At 70.3% G+C, this 17,644-nt stretch carries 16 protein-coding genes and 1 pseudogene; 4 read left to right on the forward strand and 13 right to left on the reverse strand.

The window, feature by feature from the left end; genetic code table 11:
- A pseudogene (locus D7X12_RS04950) lies at positions 1–1,078 on the forward strand (serine/threonine protein kinase); the annotation flags it as partial.
- A gap of 16 nt (positions 1,079–1,094) precedes the next feature.
- Here the strand turns inward: D7X12_RS04950 and D7X12_RS04955 are convergent.
- Positions 1,095–1,451 (reverse strand): hypothetical protein, encoded by a 357-nt coding sequence (locus D7X12_RS04955; RefSeq protein WP_120624115.1) that lies wholly within the window; start codon positions 1,449–1,451, stop codon positions 1,095–1,097.
- A 138-nt stretch (positions 1,452–1,589) separates the two neighbouring features.
- Complete coding sequence (locus tag D7X12_RS04960; protein WP_120624116.1) at positions 1,590–3,230, reverse strand: sigma 54-interacting transcriptional regulator; 1,641 nt, start codon at positions 3,228–3,230, stop codon at positions 1,590–1,592.
- Positions 3,231–3,477: 247 nt separating this feature from the next.
- Between D7X12_RS04960 and D7X12_RS04965 the strand changes: the two genes are divergently transcribed.
- Positions 3,478–4,191, forward strand: a complete 714-nt coding sequence (locus D7X12_RS04965; RefSeq protein WP_120624147.1) for an HAD family hydrolase — start codon at positions 3,478–3,480, stop codon at positions 4,189–4,191.
- Here D7X12_RS04965 and D7X12_RS04970 read toward each other — a convergent pair.
- Both D7X12_RS04970 and D7X12_RS04975 read right to left on the reverse strand, forming a co-directional pair.
- On the reverse strand, positions 4,163–4,912 hold the full coding sequence (locus D7X12_RS04970; RefSeq protein ID WP_244224352.1) for a hypothetical protein: 750 nt from the start codon (positions 4,910–4,912) through the stop codon (positions 4,163–4,165). The two genes, D7X12_RS04965 and D7X12_RS04970, sit on opposite strands and share 29 nt — an antisense overlap.
- A gap of 45 nt (positions 4,913–4,957) precedes the next feature.
- Entirely contained in the window at positions 4,958–8,158 is a 3,201-nt protein-coding gene (locus D7X12_RS04975; protein WP_120624118.1) for a TonB-dependent receptor domain-containing protein, read from the reverse strand.
- A 203-nt stretch (positions 8,159–8,361) separates the two neighbouring features.
- Here D7X12_RS04975 and D7X12_RS04980 point away from each other — a divergent pair, with 203 nt between their 5' ends.
- Complete coding sequence (locus D7X12_RS04980) at positions 8,362–8,712, forward strand: hypothetical protein (protein ID WP_120624119.1); 351 nt, start codon at positions 8,362–8,364, stop codon at positions 8,710–8,712.
- A 62-nt stretch (positions 8,713–8,774) separates the two neighbouring features.
- Here D7X12_RS04980 and D7X12_RS04985 read toward each other — a convergent pair whose 3' ends face one another.
- The 9 genes from D7X12_RS04985 to D7X12_RS05025 are packed head-to-tail and all read right to left on the reverse strand — an operon-like array spanning position 8,775 to position 16,661.
- Complete coding sequence (locus tag D7X12_RS04985; RefSeq protein WP_120624120.1) at positions 8,775–9,353, reverse strand: hypothetical protein; 579 nt, start codon at positions 9,351–9,353, stop codon at positions 8,775–8,777.
- Positions 9,350–9,829, reverse strand: a complete 480-nt coding sequence (locus D7X12_RS04990) for a hypothetical protein (protein WP_120624121.1) — start codon at positions 9,827–9,829, stop codon at positions 9,350–9,352. Before D7X12_RS04990 ends, D7X12_RS04985 begins: the two co-directional genes overlap by 4 nt.
- 32 nt (positions 9,830–9,861) lie before the next feature.
- Positions 9,862–10,599: an SDR family oxidoreductase gene (locus D7X12_RS04995; RefSeq protein WP_120624122.1), complete on the reverse strand. Its 738-nt coding sequence runs from the start codon at positions 10,597–10,599 to the stop codon at positions 9,862–9,864.
- Entirely contained in the window at positions 10,577–11,974 is a 1,398-nt protein-coding gene (locus D7X12_RS05000; RefSeq protein ID WP_120624123.1) for an FAD-dependent oxidoreductase, read from the reverse strand. The genes D7X12_RS04995 and D7X12_RS05000 overlap by 23 nt, the downstream gene beginning before the upstream one ends.
- Positions 11,961–13,238, reverse strand: coding sequence for a kynureninase (gene kynU, locus D7X12_RS05005; protein ID WP_120624124.1), 1,278 nt, complete (start codon positions 13,236–13,238; stop codon positions 11,961–11,963). The genes D7X12_RS05000 and kynU overlap by 14 nt, the downstream gene beginning before the upstream one ends.
- Positions 13,235–14,251: an amidohydrolase family protein gene (locus D7X12_RS05010; protein WP_120624125.1), complete on the reverse strand. Its 1,017-nt coding sequence runs from the start codon at positions 14,249–14,251 to the stop codon at positions 13,235–13,237. The genes kynU and D7X12_RS05010 overlap by 4 nt, the downstream gene beginning before the upstream one ends.
- Complete coding sequence (nbaC, locus tag D7X12_RS05015) at positions 14,248–14,772, reverse strand: 3-hydroxyanthranilate 3,4-dioxygenase (protein WP_120624126.1); 525 nt, start codon at positions 14,770–14,772, stop codon at positions 14,248–14,250. Before nbaC ends, D7X12_RS05010 begins: the two co-directional genes overlap by 4 nt.
- Before the next feature lies 1 nt (position 14,773).
- Positions 14,774–15,202: a RidA family protein gene (locus D7X12_RS05020; protein WP_120608581.1), complete on the reverse strand. Its 429-nt coding sequence runs from the start codon at positions 15,200–15,202 to the stop codon at positions 14,774–14,776.
- A gap of 16 nt (positions 15,203–15,218) precedes the next feature.
- Positions 15,219–16,661: an aldehyde dehydrogenase gene (locus tag D7X12_RS05025; RefSeq protein WP_120624127.1), complete on the reverse strand. Its 1,443-nt coding sequence runs from the start codon at positions 16,659–16,661 to the stop codon at positions 15,219–15,221.
- A gap of 193 nt (positions 16,662–16,854) precedes the next feature.
- Here D7X12_RS05025 and D7X12_RS05030 point away from each other — a divergent pair, with 193 nt between their 5' ends.
- The gene (locus tag D7X12_RS05030) at positions 16,855–17,643 is read left to right on the forward strand and encodes a 2-keto-4-pentenoate hydratase (protein WP_120624128.1); all 789 of its coding nucleotides are present in this window, start codon (positions 16,855–16,857) and stop codon (positions 17,641–17,643) included.
- Position 17,644 lies beyond the last annotated feature (1 nt).

Below are 17,644 nucleotides of genomic sequence, written 5' to 3' on the forward strand. Positions count from 1 at the left end.
GGCGCTGCGGCTGAGCGAGCAGGAGCCGTACACGTGGATCAACCTGGGCGTGGCGTACCGCAAGCGGGCGGACGCGGCGAACGCGCCCGACGCGGCGGGGGACCTGCGCAAGGCGAACAGCGCGCTCAACCGCGCCCTGTCCCTCAACCCGGACAACTTCAGCGCGTGCTTCAACGGCGCGGAGGTGGCCGAGCAGCTCGCGCGCGCCCACCACGTCCGGGGCGAGGACGTGAGCGTGGACCTGGAGCGGGCCCTGGCGCTGTACCGGCAGGGGCTGGCCCTCAACGCGAAGCAGCCCGCGCTGCACAACGCCCTGGGCTCCGCGCTGTTCTGGCAGGCGGAGCTGCGCGCGGAAGAAGGCGGCGACACGGACGCGCTGCTGGCGCAGGCGAAAGCGTCCTTCGAACAGGCCCGCACGCTGGCGCCCACGCAGGGCTTCGCCTTCAACAACCTGGGCGAGTGGGAGGTGTTCCGCGCCGAGCTCCAGCTCGCGAAGGGGCAGGACCCCAGCGCCGCGCTGCGCGCCGCGGTGGAGCACTACGCGCAGGCACTGCAATGGCTGCCGGACGACGCGGACTTCCTCGCGAACCTGGGCAAGGCGTGGGTGCACCAGGCGACGTGGACGCTGTCGCGGGGGAAGGACCCTGGCCAGGACCTGTCGCGGGCGGAAGCGGCATTGAACCGGGCGCGCCAGCTCAACCCGCGCCTGGGCAATGCGTGGCGCTACCTGGCGGAGGCCGGGAGCGTGCGGGCCCGCTGGATGGCGCGTGGCCACGGCGCGGCGGCAGGCGACTTCACGCGCGCGGCGCAGGCCTTCGAGGAGGCGCTCCAGAGGGATTCGAGGCTGGAGTACCGGCTCGCGGCGGCGGACTTCCACGGCGCGTGGGCCCGGTGGCGGCAGGGCGAAGGCGAGGACGCGACGGCCGGGGTGACGCGCGGGCTGGAGCTGGTGGAGGCGGTGGTGGCGGCCCGTCCCCGGTGGGCACGGGCGCGCGCGGTGCGGGAGGAGCTGTTGCGACTTCGCGCCGGACCGCGCGCTCCGGTGCTGGAGCGCGCGGCCGAGGCACAGGGGCCCTGAAGGGGGCCCCGCGGGACTACCGGCGTTCCGGCGGGTCGCTCGTCACGTCGATGCCGCCGTTCTTGCGGTCATGCTCTCCCGGTCCGACCTTGCGCTCCTTCGGGTCGCCGGTGATGACCACGTCGAAGGGGTAGGGCCGCTTCTCCGCCGAGTTGGAGACGGTCAGCGGCGCCGTCGCGGCGATGGTGCCGCCGCCCAACTGGTACGGGCCCGACGTGGTGAGGCAGCTCCCGTGGGTGAACGTCACGGTGGCGTTGAAAGCGATGGGGAGGCTGCCCATGGAGAAGACCACCGTGTCCCCATGCTTCACTTCGGGGCCGGGGTCGTAGCTGACGGGGGTCGTGGAAAGGTCGACGGTGATGTTGTTGGGCATAGGCCCCCCAGCATTGCAGCCCACGTACCAGCGCGCAGGCTTTTGCGGCCACGCTCGGAAGATTCCAGTCGGAGTCCCCCTGTCGCGGAGGCCCGGACACGTCCGTGGCGTGTCACGGCCCGCGCCTGACGTGTCAGCTCAGGTGCCCTCCAGCCCCAGCTCGCGCACGCGGCGCTGGAGCGCGCGGCGGGAGACCTCCAGCTTCTGCACCATCCGGTCCAGGTCCCCCTCGCACTCATGGAAGCAGCGGGTGATCTCCTCCGGGCTCAGGTCGCGCGCGGTGCGCAAGAGCGAGCTCTTGTCGATGAGCACGTACACGGAGGAGCGCGGGATGCCCAGCCAGTCCGCGGTGGCCTTGAGGTCCCACGCGCACGCGCGCAGGGCCTCCAGCACCTCCTGCTCGCTCACGTCCGCGGGCTTGCGCCGCACGGACACGCGCGCGGCCTCGGGGGCGCTGTCGGAAGGGGAGGGCGCCTCCAGGGCCAGGGGCTGGCCGGGCAGGGGCAGGGCGTCCGCGTCCAGCGTCTGCTCCAGCCGGGCGTCCACGCGCAGCCCGGGCAGGCCCCGGCTGCCGATGACGAGCTGCCGCGCCACGTTGCGCAGCTGGCGCACGTTGCCGGGCCACGCGAAGCGCACCAGACGCACGGCGAGCGCGGCGGGGAGCCACGGGTCGGCGCGCGCGTCCTCGGACGTCAGGCGCCCGGCCTCGCCGGTGCTCTCCAGCTCCTGGCGGGCGAAGTGGAGGAACAGCGACGCGATGTCCTCGCGCCGCTCGCGCAGCGGCGGCACCGCGATTTCAAAGCCCGCCAGCCGGTGCAGCAGCGGGGCCTTGAAGCGGCCGTCGCGGATGCGCGCCTCCAGGTCCGCGTCCGTGGCGGTGACGAGCCGCACGTCGACGCGCACGGGCGCGTGCCCGCCCACCGGATACACCTCGCCCGTCTCCAGCACGCGCAACAGCGCCGCCTGGACCTCCGGGGGCGCCTCCGCCACCTCGTCCAGGAAGAGGGTGCCGCCGTGAGCGGCGCGGAAGAAGCCCTCGCGGTCGCGCGTGGCGCCGGTGAACGCGCCGCGCAGGGCGCCGAACAGCTCCGCGGCGATGAGGTCCCTGGACAGGGCGCCCAGGTTGACGCTGACGAAGGGGCCGGCGCGGCGGGGGCCCTGCGCGTGGAGCGCCCGGGCCACCAGCTCCTTGCCCGTGCCCGTCTCGCCCCGCACCAGCACGGGCACCTGGAGGTCGGCGACGCGCAGCACGTCCTCGCGCACGCGGAGGATGCCCTCGCTGTCCCCCACCATGCCCAGCGCCGCGAGGTCTCCCGCGGCGGGCGCGGGGGCGCGGGACGAGGCCCGGTGCAGCAGCAGCGCCACCCGCCCGGCGAGCACCAGCGGCACGCCCGCCACCAGGGCCTCGGCGGGGAACTCGCGCCCGCCCTTCACCGGCTCGCCGCCCACCAGCACCGGCGTCCCGTCCTCCGGCACGAGCAGGCGCACCCCGCCGCGCGGCCCGGGCTCGAAGCGCACCGGGGTGCGGCTGAGGAACGGATCCCCCAGCGGCAGTGACAGCACGCCGCCGGGACGGCTGAAGTCCGGGGCGTTGCGCGACAGCGAAACGGAGCGCTCGGCCGACAGCAGCCCGGTGAGCAACAGCCGCTCCCCGATGCGCTGGGGCTGGGCGTGCCCGATGAGCGTCAGCGCGGGCACGGGGTGGGCGGCCTGCGGGGCCGAGCCGTGCGTGCGGACGGCGGTCGTGGAGAATTCGGCGGGGTTCTTGGGGGGCGGCATGGACCTCCGGGGAAGCCTACAACGGGCCGGCCGGTACTGGACCGGCCAGGCAGGCCCCGCGACCCCCACTTCACTCGGAACAGCGCTTTTCAGGGGGGGTGCCCGTGGGCCATCCGCCCGGCTGCCCGCACGCCGGGCGTCTCCCGTGGGGGCGAATGCCGCGCCCCGGGCCTGCCCCGTGAATAGGGTTGAAGTACCTGCCGTGTGAAACTTTGCCGTGTGGATCTTCGAGAAAGCGCGAGCCTCCATGTCTTCATCGACCTCGAACATCGCTCCCTTCGACGCCGTCCTCTTCGACCTGGACGGCGTGGTCATCGACACGACCGAGCTGCACTACCGCGTCTGGGAGGCGTTCGCCCGGGAGCGGGGCTACGTGCCCACGCGGGAGGAGCTGCTCGCCACCAACGGGCGGCGGGCGGGGGAGACGCTGCGCGCGTGGTTCGGCGCGCTGCTGAGCGACGAGGAGGTGGAGGCGCTGACGTACGACCGGGAGATGGCCTTCCACCGGGTGCTCGTGAGCGAGCCGGTGTCCGCCGTCCCGGGCGTGGGCGCCTACCTGCGCTCCCTGCGGGAGGCCGGCGTGCCCTGGGCGCTGGGTACGAGCGCGCTGGCGGACAACGCGGAGCTGGCCCTGGAGCGCGTGGGGCTGGAGGACCTGTTCCCCGTGCGCGTGACGTCCACGGATGTCGTCCAGGGCAAGCCGCACCCGGAGGTGTACCTGAAGGCGGCCTCCGCGCTGGGCGTGGCGCCGTCGGGGTGCGTGGTGTTCGAGGACGCGGTGGCGGGCCTGAGGGCCGCGCGGGCCGCGGGCGCGGCGTGTGTCGCCGTCGCCACCTCGTTCCCGCACGACGTCCTGGTGCGCGAACAGCCGGACTGGCTGGTGAAGGACTTCCGGGACCTGCCCGCCGCGCTGCGCCCCGGAAGCCCGGGCTTCACGGCGCCGACGGCACCTCACCCGTGAGCACGCAGATGAGCGTGTCCGGGTCGCACTTCACGGGGAACAGCGGGTTGATGCCGGAGCCGCGCAGCCGTCCGGCGTCCAGGTCCGCGTAGGGGTCGCACCGCGTCTCGTCCAGCCCGGCGTCCGCGCCCCGGCACGACACCACCGGCCAGATGCCCTTCACGCTGTACTCGGCGGTGCAGCCGTTCTCCGTGTAGGTGAGGTCCGACGTGAACTGCGTGCCTGGAATCTCCGGCGTGTTGTAGATGCGCAGGTTGCTCCACGTGTAGCCGAAGTCCTGCGCGGGCAGCACGCCGCCGTCGGGCGCGGTGGCTTCGGGCACCACCAGCCGCGTGGGCGACAGCTCCTGCACCGTGCAGAAGTGGTCCTCCGCCGGCGTCTCCGACGTGAAGGGCCCCACCGCCGTGGCCGTGTCCGCGGCCCCCGCCGGAAGCCGCTTCGCGAAGTCCCTCAACAACTGGCCCAGCCGCGTGCTGCGCACGCCCACCGTGTCGGGGGCCTCCGGGGCCTGGCTGAAGTACTTCTGCAGGCCGAGGGCCTCCGGCTTGAGCCGGGCGCAGGCCCGGTCCGGGTTCTGTCCCTGCTTGAGCTGGTACGTCGTGGCGAACGAGCCGGTGGAGTTGTCCGACACGGCGCGCGCCACCACGCACACGGGCTCCGGTTCGCTGCCACACGCCCCGGCGGTGACGACCGCGGCCGCCAGGCCTCCACTGATTGCCATCCATCGAAGTTTCATCGTGGGTGTCCTCTGGGTGCGGGCCGGGGCCTAGAAGCTCAGCTTCGCGCCCAGACGGATGGCGCGCGGTGCCTGGTAGGCGATGGGCCGCTTGAAGTTGGGGTTGATTTCCTGCTGGGTGATGCGCTCGTTCGTGGTCGTGGAGATGACCTTGCAGTCCTTGCTGAGTGCATCCAGGCACGCGCTCAGGTTGGCCGGCGTTCCGCCCTGCTCGATGGCGAACACGCGCGAGGTGGTGAAGGTCTGGTCCACTTCCGTGTACTGCTGGAAGTTGAAGAGGTTGAAGACGTCCAGCGACACCGTGAGCACGGAGTCCTTCACCAGCCGCTGGTTGAGGCCCACGTGGCCGTCCACGCCGTGCACCCAGGGCAGCCGGCCGGCGCTGCCGCGCGGCAGGATGAACGTCTCCGAACCGCTGCGGCGCGGGTTGGCGCCCAGGTAGTTGATGGGGGCGCCCGAGCGCGCCCGGTAGTTGCCGCCCACGTTGACGCTGGTGCGCGGCCCGATGACGAACTCCTTCGCGCCAAACGCCTTGAAGGAGTGCGTGCGGTCGCCGGGGAGCTGGCCCTCGCGGTTGACGGTGAGCGTCAGCAGGTCGAAGTCGCGCGTGAGGTTGGGGGACAGCTGCCCGGTGTCCGCGCGGAACAGGCCGGAGTAGTTCCCGCGCAGGTTGGACCAGGTGTAGCTGGCCTGGGCGAGCCACCCGTCGGTGAAGGCCCGCTGGAAGTAGACGTTCACCGCGTCGTACTCGCGCTTCGCCAGCGGGAAGTCCTCCGAGTAGCCCTTGCCCGGGTTGCCCAGGAAGAAGGTGCTGCCGTCGTCGCGGCTCATGTCCTCGATGACGTCGTTGAGGTAGCGCCGGGTGTACGTGACGCCCACGCGGCTCGCGACCAGCAATTCATACTCGCCGCCCAGCACGAACTCGTCCGCGGACTGGGCGCGAATCTTGGGGTCCACCGGCACGCGATCACCGCCCTGCGCGTCCCAGAGCTGGTTGGGGCTCTCGCGGCTGCCAATGGCCCGGCGGTTTGCCTCCAGGTCGCATTCGGTGAGCAGCGAGCCCTCGCGCGACGGGGTGCACGGGGGCGTGTTGTAGGTCGCGGACAGGAGCTGCTGCTGCGGGAAGGACAGGTCCGCCATGTCCAGGGGGACGTTCTCGAAGAAGCGCGCGTAGTTGGCGAACAGCTTGGCGCGGCCCGCCTGCGTCGGGTCGTAGATGACGCCCAGGCGCGGGGACCACTGGTTGGGCAGGTGCAGGCCGACTTCGCCGTCCAGGCCGTACAGCGTCTGCACGTCGTAGCGCAGGCCCGCGTTGATGGTGACCTTGTCGAGCACGGACCAGCTGTCCTGGATGAAGCCGCCCACGGTGGTGGACGTGGAGGTGCCCTCCTTGCTCGCGAGGAACACCGGCCGGTCCGGGGCCTCCAGGTAGCCGTACTGGTTGGGGCTGGTGAAGCAGTCGCCGCCGGTGCACTCCTGCAGGGGCGCGAGGCCGGTGCGCGCGCGGTTGTTGTAGAAGCTCATGCGCTCGATGTCCGCGCCGACCTTGAAGATGTGGTGCCCCAGGGCCTCCAGCAGGTAGGTGCCCATCACCTTGCCCTGCACGCGGTCCAGGCGCTGGATGCTGATGGTGCCGGGGCCGCCGGTCGTATACGCGGTGACGGGGCAGCGCAGGGCCTGCTCGGCGGGCGTGGTGCCGCAGGCATCGGCGTTCGGCAGGGTCTCGAACTCGTTGATGGTGTGGGGGCCGGGGTTGCGGTTGCGGCGCCACAGGACGTTGGAGCGCGCGGACAGGCCCTCCCCGGAGCTCAGGCCGGAGCCGTCCGAGGGGAGGGTGGAGTCGGCCTGGTGGTGCCAGCCGAGCGTCGCGTCCACGAGCAGCTTCTTCTCGAAGAAGGACGAGGACTGCTTCGCCACCAGGTCCAGCGCGCTGTTCTCACGCCGCGTGGCGATGGCCTCATAGGCGCCCTGCACGAAGCCGGTGCAGGACAGGCTGGAGCACACCTCCGGCTCGCCGTCGTCGCTGAAGGCGTACTTGTTGGTGCCACCGGAGGAGCGTGGCGTGCCGAAGACGGAGACCGCGAGGCTGTGGTCGGGGTTGAAGTTGTAGGTGAGCTTGCCCAGGTACTGCAGGCTGCGCTCGTCGGCGAAGCGGCTCACCTGGGTGCCCTCGATGGGCGTCGCCCGGGAGAAGCCGGTGGTGAGGTCCTTGCGGCGCGCGCCCACGGCGGAGCAGCCGTTGTCGTCCTTCTCCGTGCAGATTTCGAAGGTGGACAGCTGGCGGTCCACCTGGATGCGATTGAAGGACGGCGCGACGCCCACGTAGAACCAGAGCTTGTCCTGGAGGATGGGGCCGCCCAGGTCGAAGCCGAAGTCGCCCAGGTTGTGGGCGCTGCCCTGCGCGGAGATGACGCTGCCCTCGCGGAGCACCTCGCGGCCGGAGGTCTGCAGGGCGCCGGGCGCCATGTTGGCGAACACGGAGCCGTGGAACTCGTTGGAGCCGGACTTGGTGAGGACGTTGAGCACGCCGCCGGTGGAGCGGCCGTACTCGGGCATGTAGCCGCCGGTGATGATGTTGACCTCCTTGACGAACTCCACCGACAGGGGCGTGCCCAGCGTGCCCACGCCCGGGTCGTTCACGGACAGGCCGTCCACGACGTACTGGCTCTCCGGGGAGGAGCTGCCGCTGATGCTCACGCCGTAGCGGTCCTCGGTGGCGCCGGGGGCCAGCTCCGCCAGGCCTTCAAACGAGCGGGACGCGGAGCCCTTGGTGCCGGGGCGGATGACGGCGATGTTGCGGATGAAGTCCTGGTCCACGGTGACGCCCGCGGCGCTGGAGCCCACGTCCACGCTGGGCGGCGTGCCCACCACTTCCACGTTGATGTTCATCGCGTCCGGCACCAGCTCCGCGTTGAAGCGGATGGTGCGGTCGTTGCGCAGCAGGATGTCCGTGCGCGTGAAGGGGTGGAAGCCCTGGCCTTCCATGCGCAGCGTGTACGTGCCGGGCGGCAGCTGGGGGATGCGGTACAGACCGCTCTTGTCGGTGACGACCGTGCGCTCACCCTGCAACTGGGGCGAGGTGGCGGTGACGACGACATCCTCCAGCGGGCGCTTGTCTTCAGCGCTCTGGAGCGTCCCGGTGATGACCGAGTTGCCCTGGGCCATGGCCCCGGTTCCCCACAACAGCGCCGCGAGCCACAGCCCACGGATGACACGGTGACGTCTGGACACGAGATGCCCCTCCCGGCGAAGGCGGCGCACTTTGTCGCAAAACCTGAGAAATCCACCAGCTACAATCAGTCAGCCTTCTCTGTTAGTTCGGAGAAGTCCCGACCCACTGCGTCGAACGGGTGGACGGGGCCCGCTTCCAGGAACTGGAAGTTTGGGGGGAGCGGGTTGAAGGTTTCGGACACCTATCCAAGGAGCACGCACTCATGGCGATCTTCGTGACGACGACGGACCCGCAGGGCTTGATTGACGGAATCAAGGGCGCGGTGGATTCCAAGAAGGTGGCGGGCTGGCGCTACGACGCCGAGGGCGACGTGACGGCCGCGGCGGCGCCGCTGGAGAACCAGGCCTGGTTCCGCCCCACGACGGTGCCGGGGGCTGGCGTGGTGTTCACCATCATCGCGGTGAAGGGCAAGGCCATCACGACGGAGGCCTACGCCGCGTACCACGGGCGCTTCCTGGAGACGCTGCTCACGCACTTCGCGCCGAAGTTCACGACGGCCAGCGTCACCGCGATGGCGGAGTCGCGCGTGGGCGACGTCGTCAAGGACGGCTGAGAAGCTCCCGCGTGCGGGGGCCCGTGATGTTGGAAGCGGGCCTCCGTCGCACCTCTGGGCTGTCAGGCAACGTTCTCGGGTTCGGAAGAGAAGAGGGCGTGGAAGAGCGTGGTGCGGGGGGGCTCCATGAAGTGGACGTAGAGGGGCACGGGAGTCTGGGCGATTTCGAGGGGAAGTGCGGTGGCCCCGTAGTTCGCCTCGATGCGCTGGGCGACGACCTCGGCGATGTCCCGCAGTTCCAGCGGTGCAGGACCCAGGAACGCCTTGGCGCCACGGAATTGCTTGCCCAGGAACTCCCGTCGGACGCAGTACACCGTGTAGACGGGAGCCAGGATGCTGAGGTAGCCGACGACCACCCAACAAATCTGGGGACGTTGTAGAGCCTTCTCTCGCGGAGGATAGACGAGCGCGCCGTAACAGCCATTTACCGGCGCCGTACCATCCCCGATGGAGTAGCCGGGAAGTTCCTTCCTGAGATCCCCGAGCAGGGCCCACCAGCGGTCGATCTCCTTGAGCTTCTCATTCCAGAGTGCTTCGAGCCGGTCGAACTCAGGGCTGTGGTCAAGCCGGAAGTCGTAGAGCTTGTCTTCGCGCCAGTAACGCCGCGCGATGGCGAGCAACTCTTCGGCGGAGGGTGTCATGGCTGCTGGAACCTGGGCTCGACGGGAGTGGTCCCGCTTCGGCACGTCTTGCTCACTCGTGAGCCGATGATGGCCTTGGAGAGCGCAAGCGTGAAGGTGTTCCTGAAGTCCTCACAGGCAAGGCCCAATGCAGTCACAGGTGTGGCTGCACTGAACACCGTCTGGGCCGCCAGGTTCGCGCAATCCGCTGAGATGCGTTGGGCAAGTGGCACGGGAATCGGCCCTATGTCTCCGTTCTCAATGGGCATTCCGATGCCAAGCTCGCACAGGAAGACCTCACCGGTATCGCGCCGGAGTGGCACCCGGACGCAGGCAGCCTGCCAACCGCCAGCTCCAGGTTCGGTCTTCTCCACCACGGTGACGAACCGGAAGTGGCGCGGCTGGAGGCTGCCCTCCACCACCGTGCCCGTCCCTGTCGCACACCCTGTCATCCAGCACAGCAACCCCAGGCCTACCGCCCGTACCGTCGCGTCCATGGCTTCCCCCCCGGGAAGCCACCCACGACACCTCAGAACCCGCGCAGGGCTCCACCGTCACAGGCGATGGACTGTCCATTGATATACGCGGCCGGCTCCGACGCGAGGAACGTCACCAGCGCGGCGAACTCCTCCGGCCTGCCCAGCCGGCGCGCGGGGATGTTCGGCGCCACCTTCTCGTCGGACAGCCCCAGGTCCTTCATCCGGTCCGTCGCGTGGTAGCCCGGCAGCGCCGCGTTCACCGTGATGCCATACGGCCCCACTTCATTGCTCAGGCTCTTCACCAGCCCCAGCAGGCCCGCGCGCAGGCCGTTGGACACCGTGAGGTTGTTCATCGCCTCGCGCGCGGCCGTGGACGTCACCAGCACGATGCGGCCCCAGCCCTGCGCCTTCATGCCCGGCAGCGCCGCCTGAATCGCATCCACCGTGGACAGCCAGAGGCTCTGGAAGCCCGTCTGCCATTGCTCTCCGGTGATGGCCTCGAAGCCGCCGGACGGAGGCCCTCCGGCGTTCACCACCAGCACGTCCAGGCCGCCCAGCTTCTGCGTCACCTCGCGCACCAACTCGCGCGCCGTCCCTCCTTGCGTCAAATCACACGGCACCGCCAGCGCCGCGCCCAGCTCCTTCGCGGCCTTCTGGAGCTTGTCCCCGCCGCGCGAGGAGATGGCCACCGTCGCGCGCTCCTTCAGCAGCGTCTCCGCGATGGCGCGCCCCAGCCCGGAGGACGCTCCCGTCACCAGCGCCCGCCTACCCTTCAGCCCGAAATCCATCCGCGTGCTCCTTCATGAAAGGGGTCAGCCGTCCCCGGATGAGTCGCGCCGCCGCGTCCAGGTCCACGTCCTCCGGACGCTTCAGCCCCTGCGCCAGCTCCGTCACGATGCCGCCCGCGATGGTGCCCACCTGGTACGCCAACCGGTAGGGCACGCGGCTGAAGCTCACCAGCGTGTAGCGGCTGACGAACTCGCCGGGGAAGGCGTTGAGCAACACCTTCTCCACGCCCTTCTCCAACAGGAAGCGCGGATCCGCCGTGCTGTCGCGCATCTCGATGAAGTTCTCCACCGCCATGTCCGCGATGGCGTCCGCGTTCGTCTTGCGCAGCCCCTCGAACGCGGCGAAGGCCTCCTCCCAGTCCGGCCGAGACTCCAGCAGCGAGTCCAGCACCACGCAGTCCTCGAAGCCGCAGTTCATCCCCTGGCCGTAGAAGGGCACCACCGCGTGCGCCGCGTCACCCAGGAGCAGCGTGCGCCCGCCCACGCGCCACGGCGCGCACTTCACCGTCACCATGTGCCCGGTGGGCCGGGAGAAGAACTCCTCCACCAGGTTCGGGATGAGCGCCCGCGCGTCCGGGAACTGCTCCTGGAAGAACGCCTCCAGCGCCTGGGGCGTCTGGAGCGACGCGAAGCTCACCGGCCCCTCCCACGGCAGGAACAGCGTGCAGGTGAAGCTGCCGTCCTCGTTGGGCAGCGCGATGAGCATGAACGTGCCGCGCGGCCAGATGTGCAGCGCGTGCTTCTCCATCTGGAAGCGCCCACCCTCGCCCGGCGGAATCGTCAGCTCCTTGTAGCCGTGCCCCAGCGTCTCCTGCGTCACGTGGAAGTCCGGGTGCGTCTGGAACTCCTGCCGCACCGCGGATCCGGAGCCGTCCGTGCCGAACACCACCGTGTCCCGCACCTGGCGCGTCTCGCCCGTGGCCTCGTCCACCACCGTCAGCGTCCCCGCCGCCGTGTCCGCGTGCGTGACGCGCTGGCGGAAGCGGATCCGCACGCGGCCCGTCTCTTCCGCCTGCGTCATCAGGAACCGGTTCAACCAGCCGCGCGACAGCGAGTTGATGTGCTGCGAGTCGTCCTTGCCGTAGGGCTGGTAGGCCAGCGCCCCCTGCACCGGGTGGATGGCCCGGCCGCGCATGGGGATGGCGTGCTTCAGCGCCTCCTCCTCCAGCCCCACCTGCCGCAGCGCGTGCAGGCCCCGCGTGGAGATGGCCAGGTTGATGGAGCGCCCCGCGTCCAGCGTCTCGCGGCGCATGTCCGGACGGCGCTCCAGCACCTCCACCGTGTGGCCCCGGCGGGCCAGGTACAGCGACAGGAGCGAGCCCACGAGCCCGGCTCCCACCACCGTCAGCGTCGGCTTCGACTCATTCGAGGGCATGGGCCTCCAGCGCCTTCACGAAGCGGAAGACGTCCAGGTAGGTGTTGTAGAGGGGCGCGGGCGCGGCGCGGATGATGTCCGGCTCACGGAAGTCGCAGATGATTCCCGCCGTGGACAGCCGCTGCAGCAGGCGCCGGGGCTCGCCCTTGAAGCGCAGGGACAGCTGCGCCCCGCGCTGCTTCGGGTCCCTGGGCGTGGTGATGGTGACGAAGCCCGCGGGCAGCCGGTCCAGCAGGAACTCCATGAACCCGGTGAGCTTCTCGCTCTTCGCGCGCAGCGCCTCCATGGTGGCCTTGTCGAACAGCTCCAGCGACGCGCGCAGCGCCGCCAACTGGAAGATGGGCGGGTTGGACAGCTGCCAGCCCTCCGCGCCCGGCAGCGGGTCGAACGTGGGGCCCATCTCGAAGCGCGTGGCCTTGTTGTGGCCCCACCAGCCCTCGAAGCGCGGCAGCTCCGGCGAGCGCGCGTGCCGCTCGTGCACGAACACGCCGCCCAGGCTGCCCGGCCCGCCGTTGAGGTACTTGTACGAACACCACACCGCGAAGTCCGGCCCGTCGTCGTGCAGGGACAGCTTCAGGTTGCCCGCGCCGTGCGCCAGGTCGAAGCCCACCTTGCAGCCCTGCGCGTGCGCCACGCGGGTGATGGCGCGCAAATCAAAGGCCTGCCCGGTGAGGTAGTTCACGCTGCCCATCATCACCAGCGCCACCTCCTTGCCGTGCCGCTCCACCGCTTCGAGGATGTCCTCGGGGCGCAGCGTGTCCTCGCCCTCGCGCGGCTCCAGCCGGATGATGGCCTCCTTCGGGTCGTACCCGTGGAAGCGCGCCTGCGACGCCACCGCGTACTGGTCCGACGGGAAGGCGCCGCCCTCAATCAGGATCTTGAAGCGCTCGCGCGTGGGTCGGTAGAACGACACCATCATCAGGTGCAGGTTCACCGACAGGGTGTTCATCACCACGACTTCCAGCGGCTGCGCGCCCACGACCCGCGCCACCTGGTCGGTGAGCAGCTCGTGGTAGGGCAGCCACGGGTGGCGGCCGTGCACGTGGCCCTCCACGCCCAGCCGCTCCCAGTCCTCCATCTCCATCTGCACGTACTTGCGCGCCTTGCGCGGCTGGATGCCCAGCGAGTTGCCCGCCAGGTAGACGGCCGGGGCGCCAGAGGCGCTCGCGACGTGGAGGAACTCGTCGCGGAAGGGGCGCAGCGGGTCCTGGGCATCCAGGCCGAGCACGAAGGCGTCGCTGCTCTCGTAGACAGGGGGCGTCATGGTGCGAAGTCCTCGCGCGTGCGCCCCAGCCACTCCAGGGCATTCTGAGAGAGCAGCCGGTCGCGCACCGCTGGCTCCAGGTCCGTCAGGGATTCGATGAGCGTGCCGGGCCGGTCCTCGCCCAGCGGGAAGGGATAGTCACTGCCCAGCGCCACCTTGTCCGCGCCGAACAACTTCACGATGGCGCGCAGCGCCTCCGTGTCATGCACCAGCGAGTCCACCCAGAAGCGCCCCAGGTAGTCGCGCGGCGCCACCGGGTTGTCCACCGCCACCAGGTCCGGGCGCACCTCGAAGCCGTGCTGGATGCGGCCAATCGTCCCGGGGAACGCGCCGCCGCCGTGCGCGAACGCGAGCCGCAGCTTCGGCAGCCGCTCCATCACCCCGCCGAAGATGAGCGAGCAGATGGCCAGCGACACCTCCGCCGGCATCCCCACCAGCCACGGCAGCCAGTACTTCGCCATCTTCGCCTCACCCATCATGTCCCACGGGTGCACGAAGACGGCGGCGCCCAGGTCGCTCGCCGCCTGGAAGAAGGGGAAGAGGGCCGGGTCGGAGAGGTTCAAATCATTGACGTGGCTGCCAATCTGCACGCCCGCGAACCCCAGCGTGCGCACGCAGCGCTCCAATTCCTTGACCGCGAGGTCGGTGGATTGGAGCGGCACCGTGCCCAGCCCCACGAAGCGCCTGGGCGCCGTGGCCACCGCGGAGGCCAGGTGGTCGTTGAGGAAGCGCGCCACCTCCAGGCCGTGCTCGGGCTTCGCCCAGTAGCTGAACAGCACCGGCACCGTGGACAGCACCTGCACCTGGACGCCGTGCGCGTCGCACTCCACGACGCGCTGCTTCGGGTCCCAGCAGTTGCTCTCGATTTCGCGGAAGAACTTCCCGTCATCCCGCAGCATCCGCGCGCGGCAGGGGGCGTGGTGGTCCAGCGTGATGAAGCCGCCGTAGCCGAAGCGCTCGGCGAAGCGGGGCATCTCCGGGGGGAGGAGGTGCGTGTGGATGTCGACCTTCACTTGGGCGCACCACCCCGTGTCACCTTCGTGCCGCACTGCTTGCAGGTGCAGTGCTCCGGGTCGCCGTAGAAGTGCTCGAAGACGGGCGGCAGCTGCGTCACCAGGTTGGTGACGTGCAGCGACTCCTCATAGAGCTTCTCGCCGCACTTCGGGCACAGCCACAGGAAGGAATCCAATTCCTGAGGCTGGCGGCGGCGCTCCAGCACCAGCCCCACCGTGCCCGCGGGGCGCTGCGGCGAGTGCGGCACCTTGGGGGGCAAGAGGAAGATCTCCCCCTCGCGGATGGGGATGTCCTGCACCTGCCCCTCGTCGATGACGCGCAGGGTGATGTCTCCCTCCAACTGGTAGAAGAACTCCTCGCCCTCGTTGACGTGGAAGTCCGTGCGCGCGTTGGGGCCGCCCACGACGGTGACCATGAAGTCGCGGTCCGCCCACACCTGCTGGTTGCCGACGGGCGGCTTGAGCAGCGGGCGGTGCTCGTCGATCCACTTCTTGAAGTTGATGGGGGTCAGTCGTCCCATGTCACGTGTCTCCAATGGTGGCGATGCACTTGAGTTCAATGGCAATCGGCGTGGGCAGCCGGTTGATCTCCAGCGTGGTGCGGCACGGCGGGTTGTCCTTGAAGTACTCCGCCCACAGCCGGTTGTAGGTGGGGAAGTCCTTCTTCATGTCCGTGAGGTACACGGTCACGTCCACCAGCCGGTCCCAGGACGAGCCCGCGTCCTCCAGGATGTAGCGCACGTTGCGGAACACGGAGTGGCACTGCGTCTCGATGTCGTACGAGACGATGTTCCCCTGCGCGTCCAACTCCACGCCGGGGATGGCCTTGCTGCCGCGCTCGCGCGGTCCCACGCCGGAGAGGAACAGGAGGTTCCCCACGCGGCGCGCGTGCGGGTAGAGCCCCACCGGCTCCGGGGCCTTCTTCGAGTCGATCCGCTCACCAGCGCTCACTGTGTCGCTCCCGGGGTCAAAGCTTGATGCAGACGTTCTTGGGCTCGGTGAAGAAGCGCAGCGCGTCCCAGCCGCCCTCGCGGCCCACGCCGGACTCCTTCACCCCGCCAAACGGCGTGCGCAGATCGCGCAGCATCCAGGTGTTCACCCAGACGATGCCGCTGTGCAGCCGGGACGCGAAGCGGTGCGCGCGCGTGAGGTCCTTCGTCCACACGCTGGCCGCGAGGCCGTAGCGCGTGGAGTTGGCCCACGAGAGCACCTCCTCCTCGTCGTCGAAGGGCATCAGCGTGGCGACCGGGCCGAAGATTTCTTCCTGGTTGGTGCGGCACGAGGGGGACAGCCCCTCCACGAGCGTGGGCTCCACGAACCAGCCGTTCTCGCAGCGGCCCGGCACCTTCGCGCGCTGGCCGCCGGTGAGCATGTGGCCGCCCTCCTGCTTCGCGAGCGCGAGGTAGCCCAGCACCTTCTCGAAGTGCTCGCGCGACACCAGCGCGCCCTGGTCGGTGCCGGCCTCCAGCGGGTCACCCACCTTGAGGGCCCGCGTGCGCGCGACCAGCGCCTCCTTGAAGCGCGCGTAGAGGGGCCGCTGCACGAAGATGCGCGGGCCGCACAGGCAGATCTGCCCCTGGTTGGAGAAGGACGAGCGCACCGTGGTGGCCAGCGCGTCCTCGAAGTCGCAGTCCGCGAAGACGACGTTGGGGTTCTTCCCGCCCATCTCCAGCGACAGCTTCTTGAAGGCGGGCGCCGCCACGCGGGCAATCTCCGCGCCGGTGCGCGTGCTGCCGGTGAAGGAGATGGCGCTCACGTCCGGGTGACGCGTGAGCGGCCCGCCCACGTGCGGCCCCAGGCCGTGCACCAGGTTGAGCACGCCCGGCGGCAGCCCCGCGTCGCGGCACACCTGCGACAGGAGGTAGGCCGTCATCGGCGTCACTTCCGACGGCTTCGCCACCACGCAGTTGCCCGCCGCCAGCGCGGGGGCGATCTTCCACGTGAGCAGGTACAGCGGCAGGTTCCACGGCGAGATGCAGCCCACCACGCCCAGCGGCGAGCGCAGCGTGTAGTTGAGCGCCACCCCGTCCATGGGGTGCGCCTCCGTGGAGAACTGCGTCGCCGCGTCCGCGAAGAACTCGAAGTTCAGCACGCTGCGCGGGATGTCCACCGTGCGCGCCACGGCCAGCGGCTTGCCCGTGTCGATGGACTCCGCCCGCGCGAACGCGTCCAGCCGCTCATGGATGAGCCCCGCGATACGCCGCAGCATCCGCGAGCGCTCCGTCGCCGGCAGCGCCGCCCAGGCAGGGAAGGCCCGGCCCGCTGCTTCCACGGCGGCCTGCACGTCCGCTTCGCGCGAGTCCGGTACCAGCGCATACAGGGCGCCCGTGGCCGGCTCCGGCTTTTCCAGCCACTGGCCGCCCGTGGGGGGCACCAGCTCGCCACCGATGTAGTTGAGGACTCGTTCCATGGCAGCGCCCTCCTGGGGAGACACGGGGCAATGTATGCCGCGCCCCTTGGCCGCCTCCAGGATTCCGAGCGGCGGACGTCGGGTTGCGCTCGCTTGCGCGGCCGTTCTGCCTCCTGGATGCTGCCGCGCCCATTCCGCCCGTGAACCCTGCCGGTGGAATTACAGGTTGGGCAGAGAAAGGATCCGGCAAGAGATGACCTCGACAGCGGACGTGATGGCCCTGGCGCAGACCCTGGACGCGGCGCGGCGCGAGCGGCGCGAAATCCCCCCGCTCTCGCACGCGCACCCGGCCCTGACCGTGGCGGACGGCTACCGGGTGCAGGCGGAGGGCATCCGGCTGCGCGAAGCCCACGGTGAGCGGCAGGTGGGGCTGAAGATGGGCTTCACCTCCGAGGCGAAGCGCCAGCAGATGAACCTGGGCTCCCCCATCTTCGGCGTGCTCACGGACCGGATGTGGGTGCCGCCAGGGGGCGTGGTGCGCGTGGGCGCGGGCATCCACCCGCGCATCGAGCCGGAGATCGCCTTCCGCACGTCGCGGGAGCTGAAGGGCACGGTGACGCGCGACGAGGTGCTGGACGCGTGCTCGGCGGTGTTCGCGGCCATGGAGGTGCTGGACTCGCGCTTCGTGGGCTTCAAGTACTTCAGCCTGCCGGACGTGGTGGCGGACAACGCGTCGTCGTCGCTGTTCGTGCCGGGCACCACCGAGCGAGGCCCGCGTGACCTGGACCTCACGAAGCTCCAGATGCGCATGGAGGTGAACGGGAAGGTGGAGGGCGAGGCGCGCTCGGACGCCATCTCCGGTGACCCGGTGGTGTCCCTCATCCAGCTGTGCGCGCTGCTCGCGGAGACAGGCCGGGTGCTGCCCGCGGGGAGCCTGGTGCTGTCGGGCGCGGCCACCGCCGCCTACCTCATGAAGCCGGGCGACCACGTGAAGCTCACCGTGGATGGGCTGGGCACGGTGGAGGTCACCGCGGCGGAGTAGG

This window comes from Corallococcus sicarius (assembly GCF_003611735.1).
GTDB lineage: Bacteria > Myxococcota > Myxococcia > Myxococcales > Myxococcaceae > Corallococcus > Corallococcus sicarius.

Excerpts from the sequence above, each read along its gene's own strand:
- D7X12_RS04955 (WP_120624115.1), bottom strand. The coding sequence starts at position 1,451 with ATGCCCAACAACATCACCGTCGACCTTTCCACGACCCCCGTCAGCTAC.
- D7X12_RS04960 (WP_120624116.1), bottom strand. The coding sequence starts at position 3,230 with ATGCCGCCCCCCAAGAACCCCGCCGAATTCTCCACGACCGCCGTCCGC.
- D7X12_RS04965 (WP_120624147.1), top strand. The coding sequence starts at position 3,478 with ATGTCTTCATCGACCTCGAACATCGCTCCCTTCGACGCCGTCCTCTTC.
- D7X12_RS04970 (WP_244224352.1), bottom strand. The coding sequence starts at position 4,912 with ATGGCAATCAGTGGAGGCCTGGCGGCCGCGGTCGTCACCGCCGGGGCG.
- D7X12_RS04980 (WP_120624119.1), top strand. The coding sequence starts at position 8,362 with ATGGCGATCTTCGTGACGACGACGGACCCGCAGGGCTTGATTGACGGA.
- D7X12_RS04985 (WP_120624120.1), bottom strand. The coding sequence starts at position 9,353 with ATGACACCCTCCGCCGAAGAGTTGCTCGCCATCGCGCGGCGTTACTGG.
- D7X12_RS04990 (WP_120624121.1), bottom strand. The coding sequence starts at position 9,829 with ATGGACGCGACGGTACGGGCGGTAGGCCTGGGGTTGCTGTGCTGGATG.
- D7X12_RS04995 (WP_120624122.1), bottom strand. The coding sequence starts at position 10,599 with ATGGATTTCGGGCTGAAGGGTAGGCGGGCGCTGGTGACGGGAGCGTCC.
- D7X12_RS05000 (WP_120624123.1), bottom strand. The coding sequence starts at position 11,974 with ATGCCCTCGAATGAGTCGAAGCCGACGCTGACGGTGGTGGGAGCCGGG.
- kynU (WP_120624124.1), bottom strand. The coding sequence starts at position 13,238 with ATGACGCCCCCTGTCTACGAGAGCAGCGACGCCTTCGTGCTCGGCCTG.
- nbaC (WP_120624126.1), bottom strand. The coding sequence starts at position 14,772 with ATGGGACGACTGACCCCCATCAACTTCAAGAAGTGGATCGACGAGCAC.
- D7X12_RS05025 (WP_120624127.1), bottom strand. The coding sequence starts at position 16,661 with ATGGAACGAGTCCTCAACTACATCGGTGGCGAGCTGGTGCCCCCCACG.
- D7X12_RS05030 (WP_120624128.1), top strand. The coding sequence starts at position 16,855 with ATGACCTCGACAGCGGACGTGATGGCCCTGGCGCAGACCCTGGACGCG.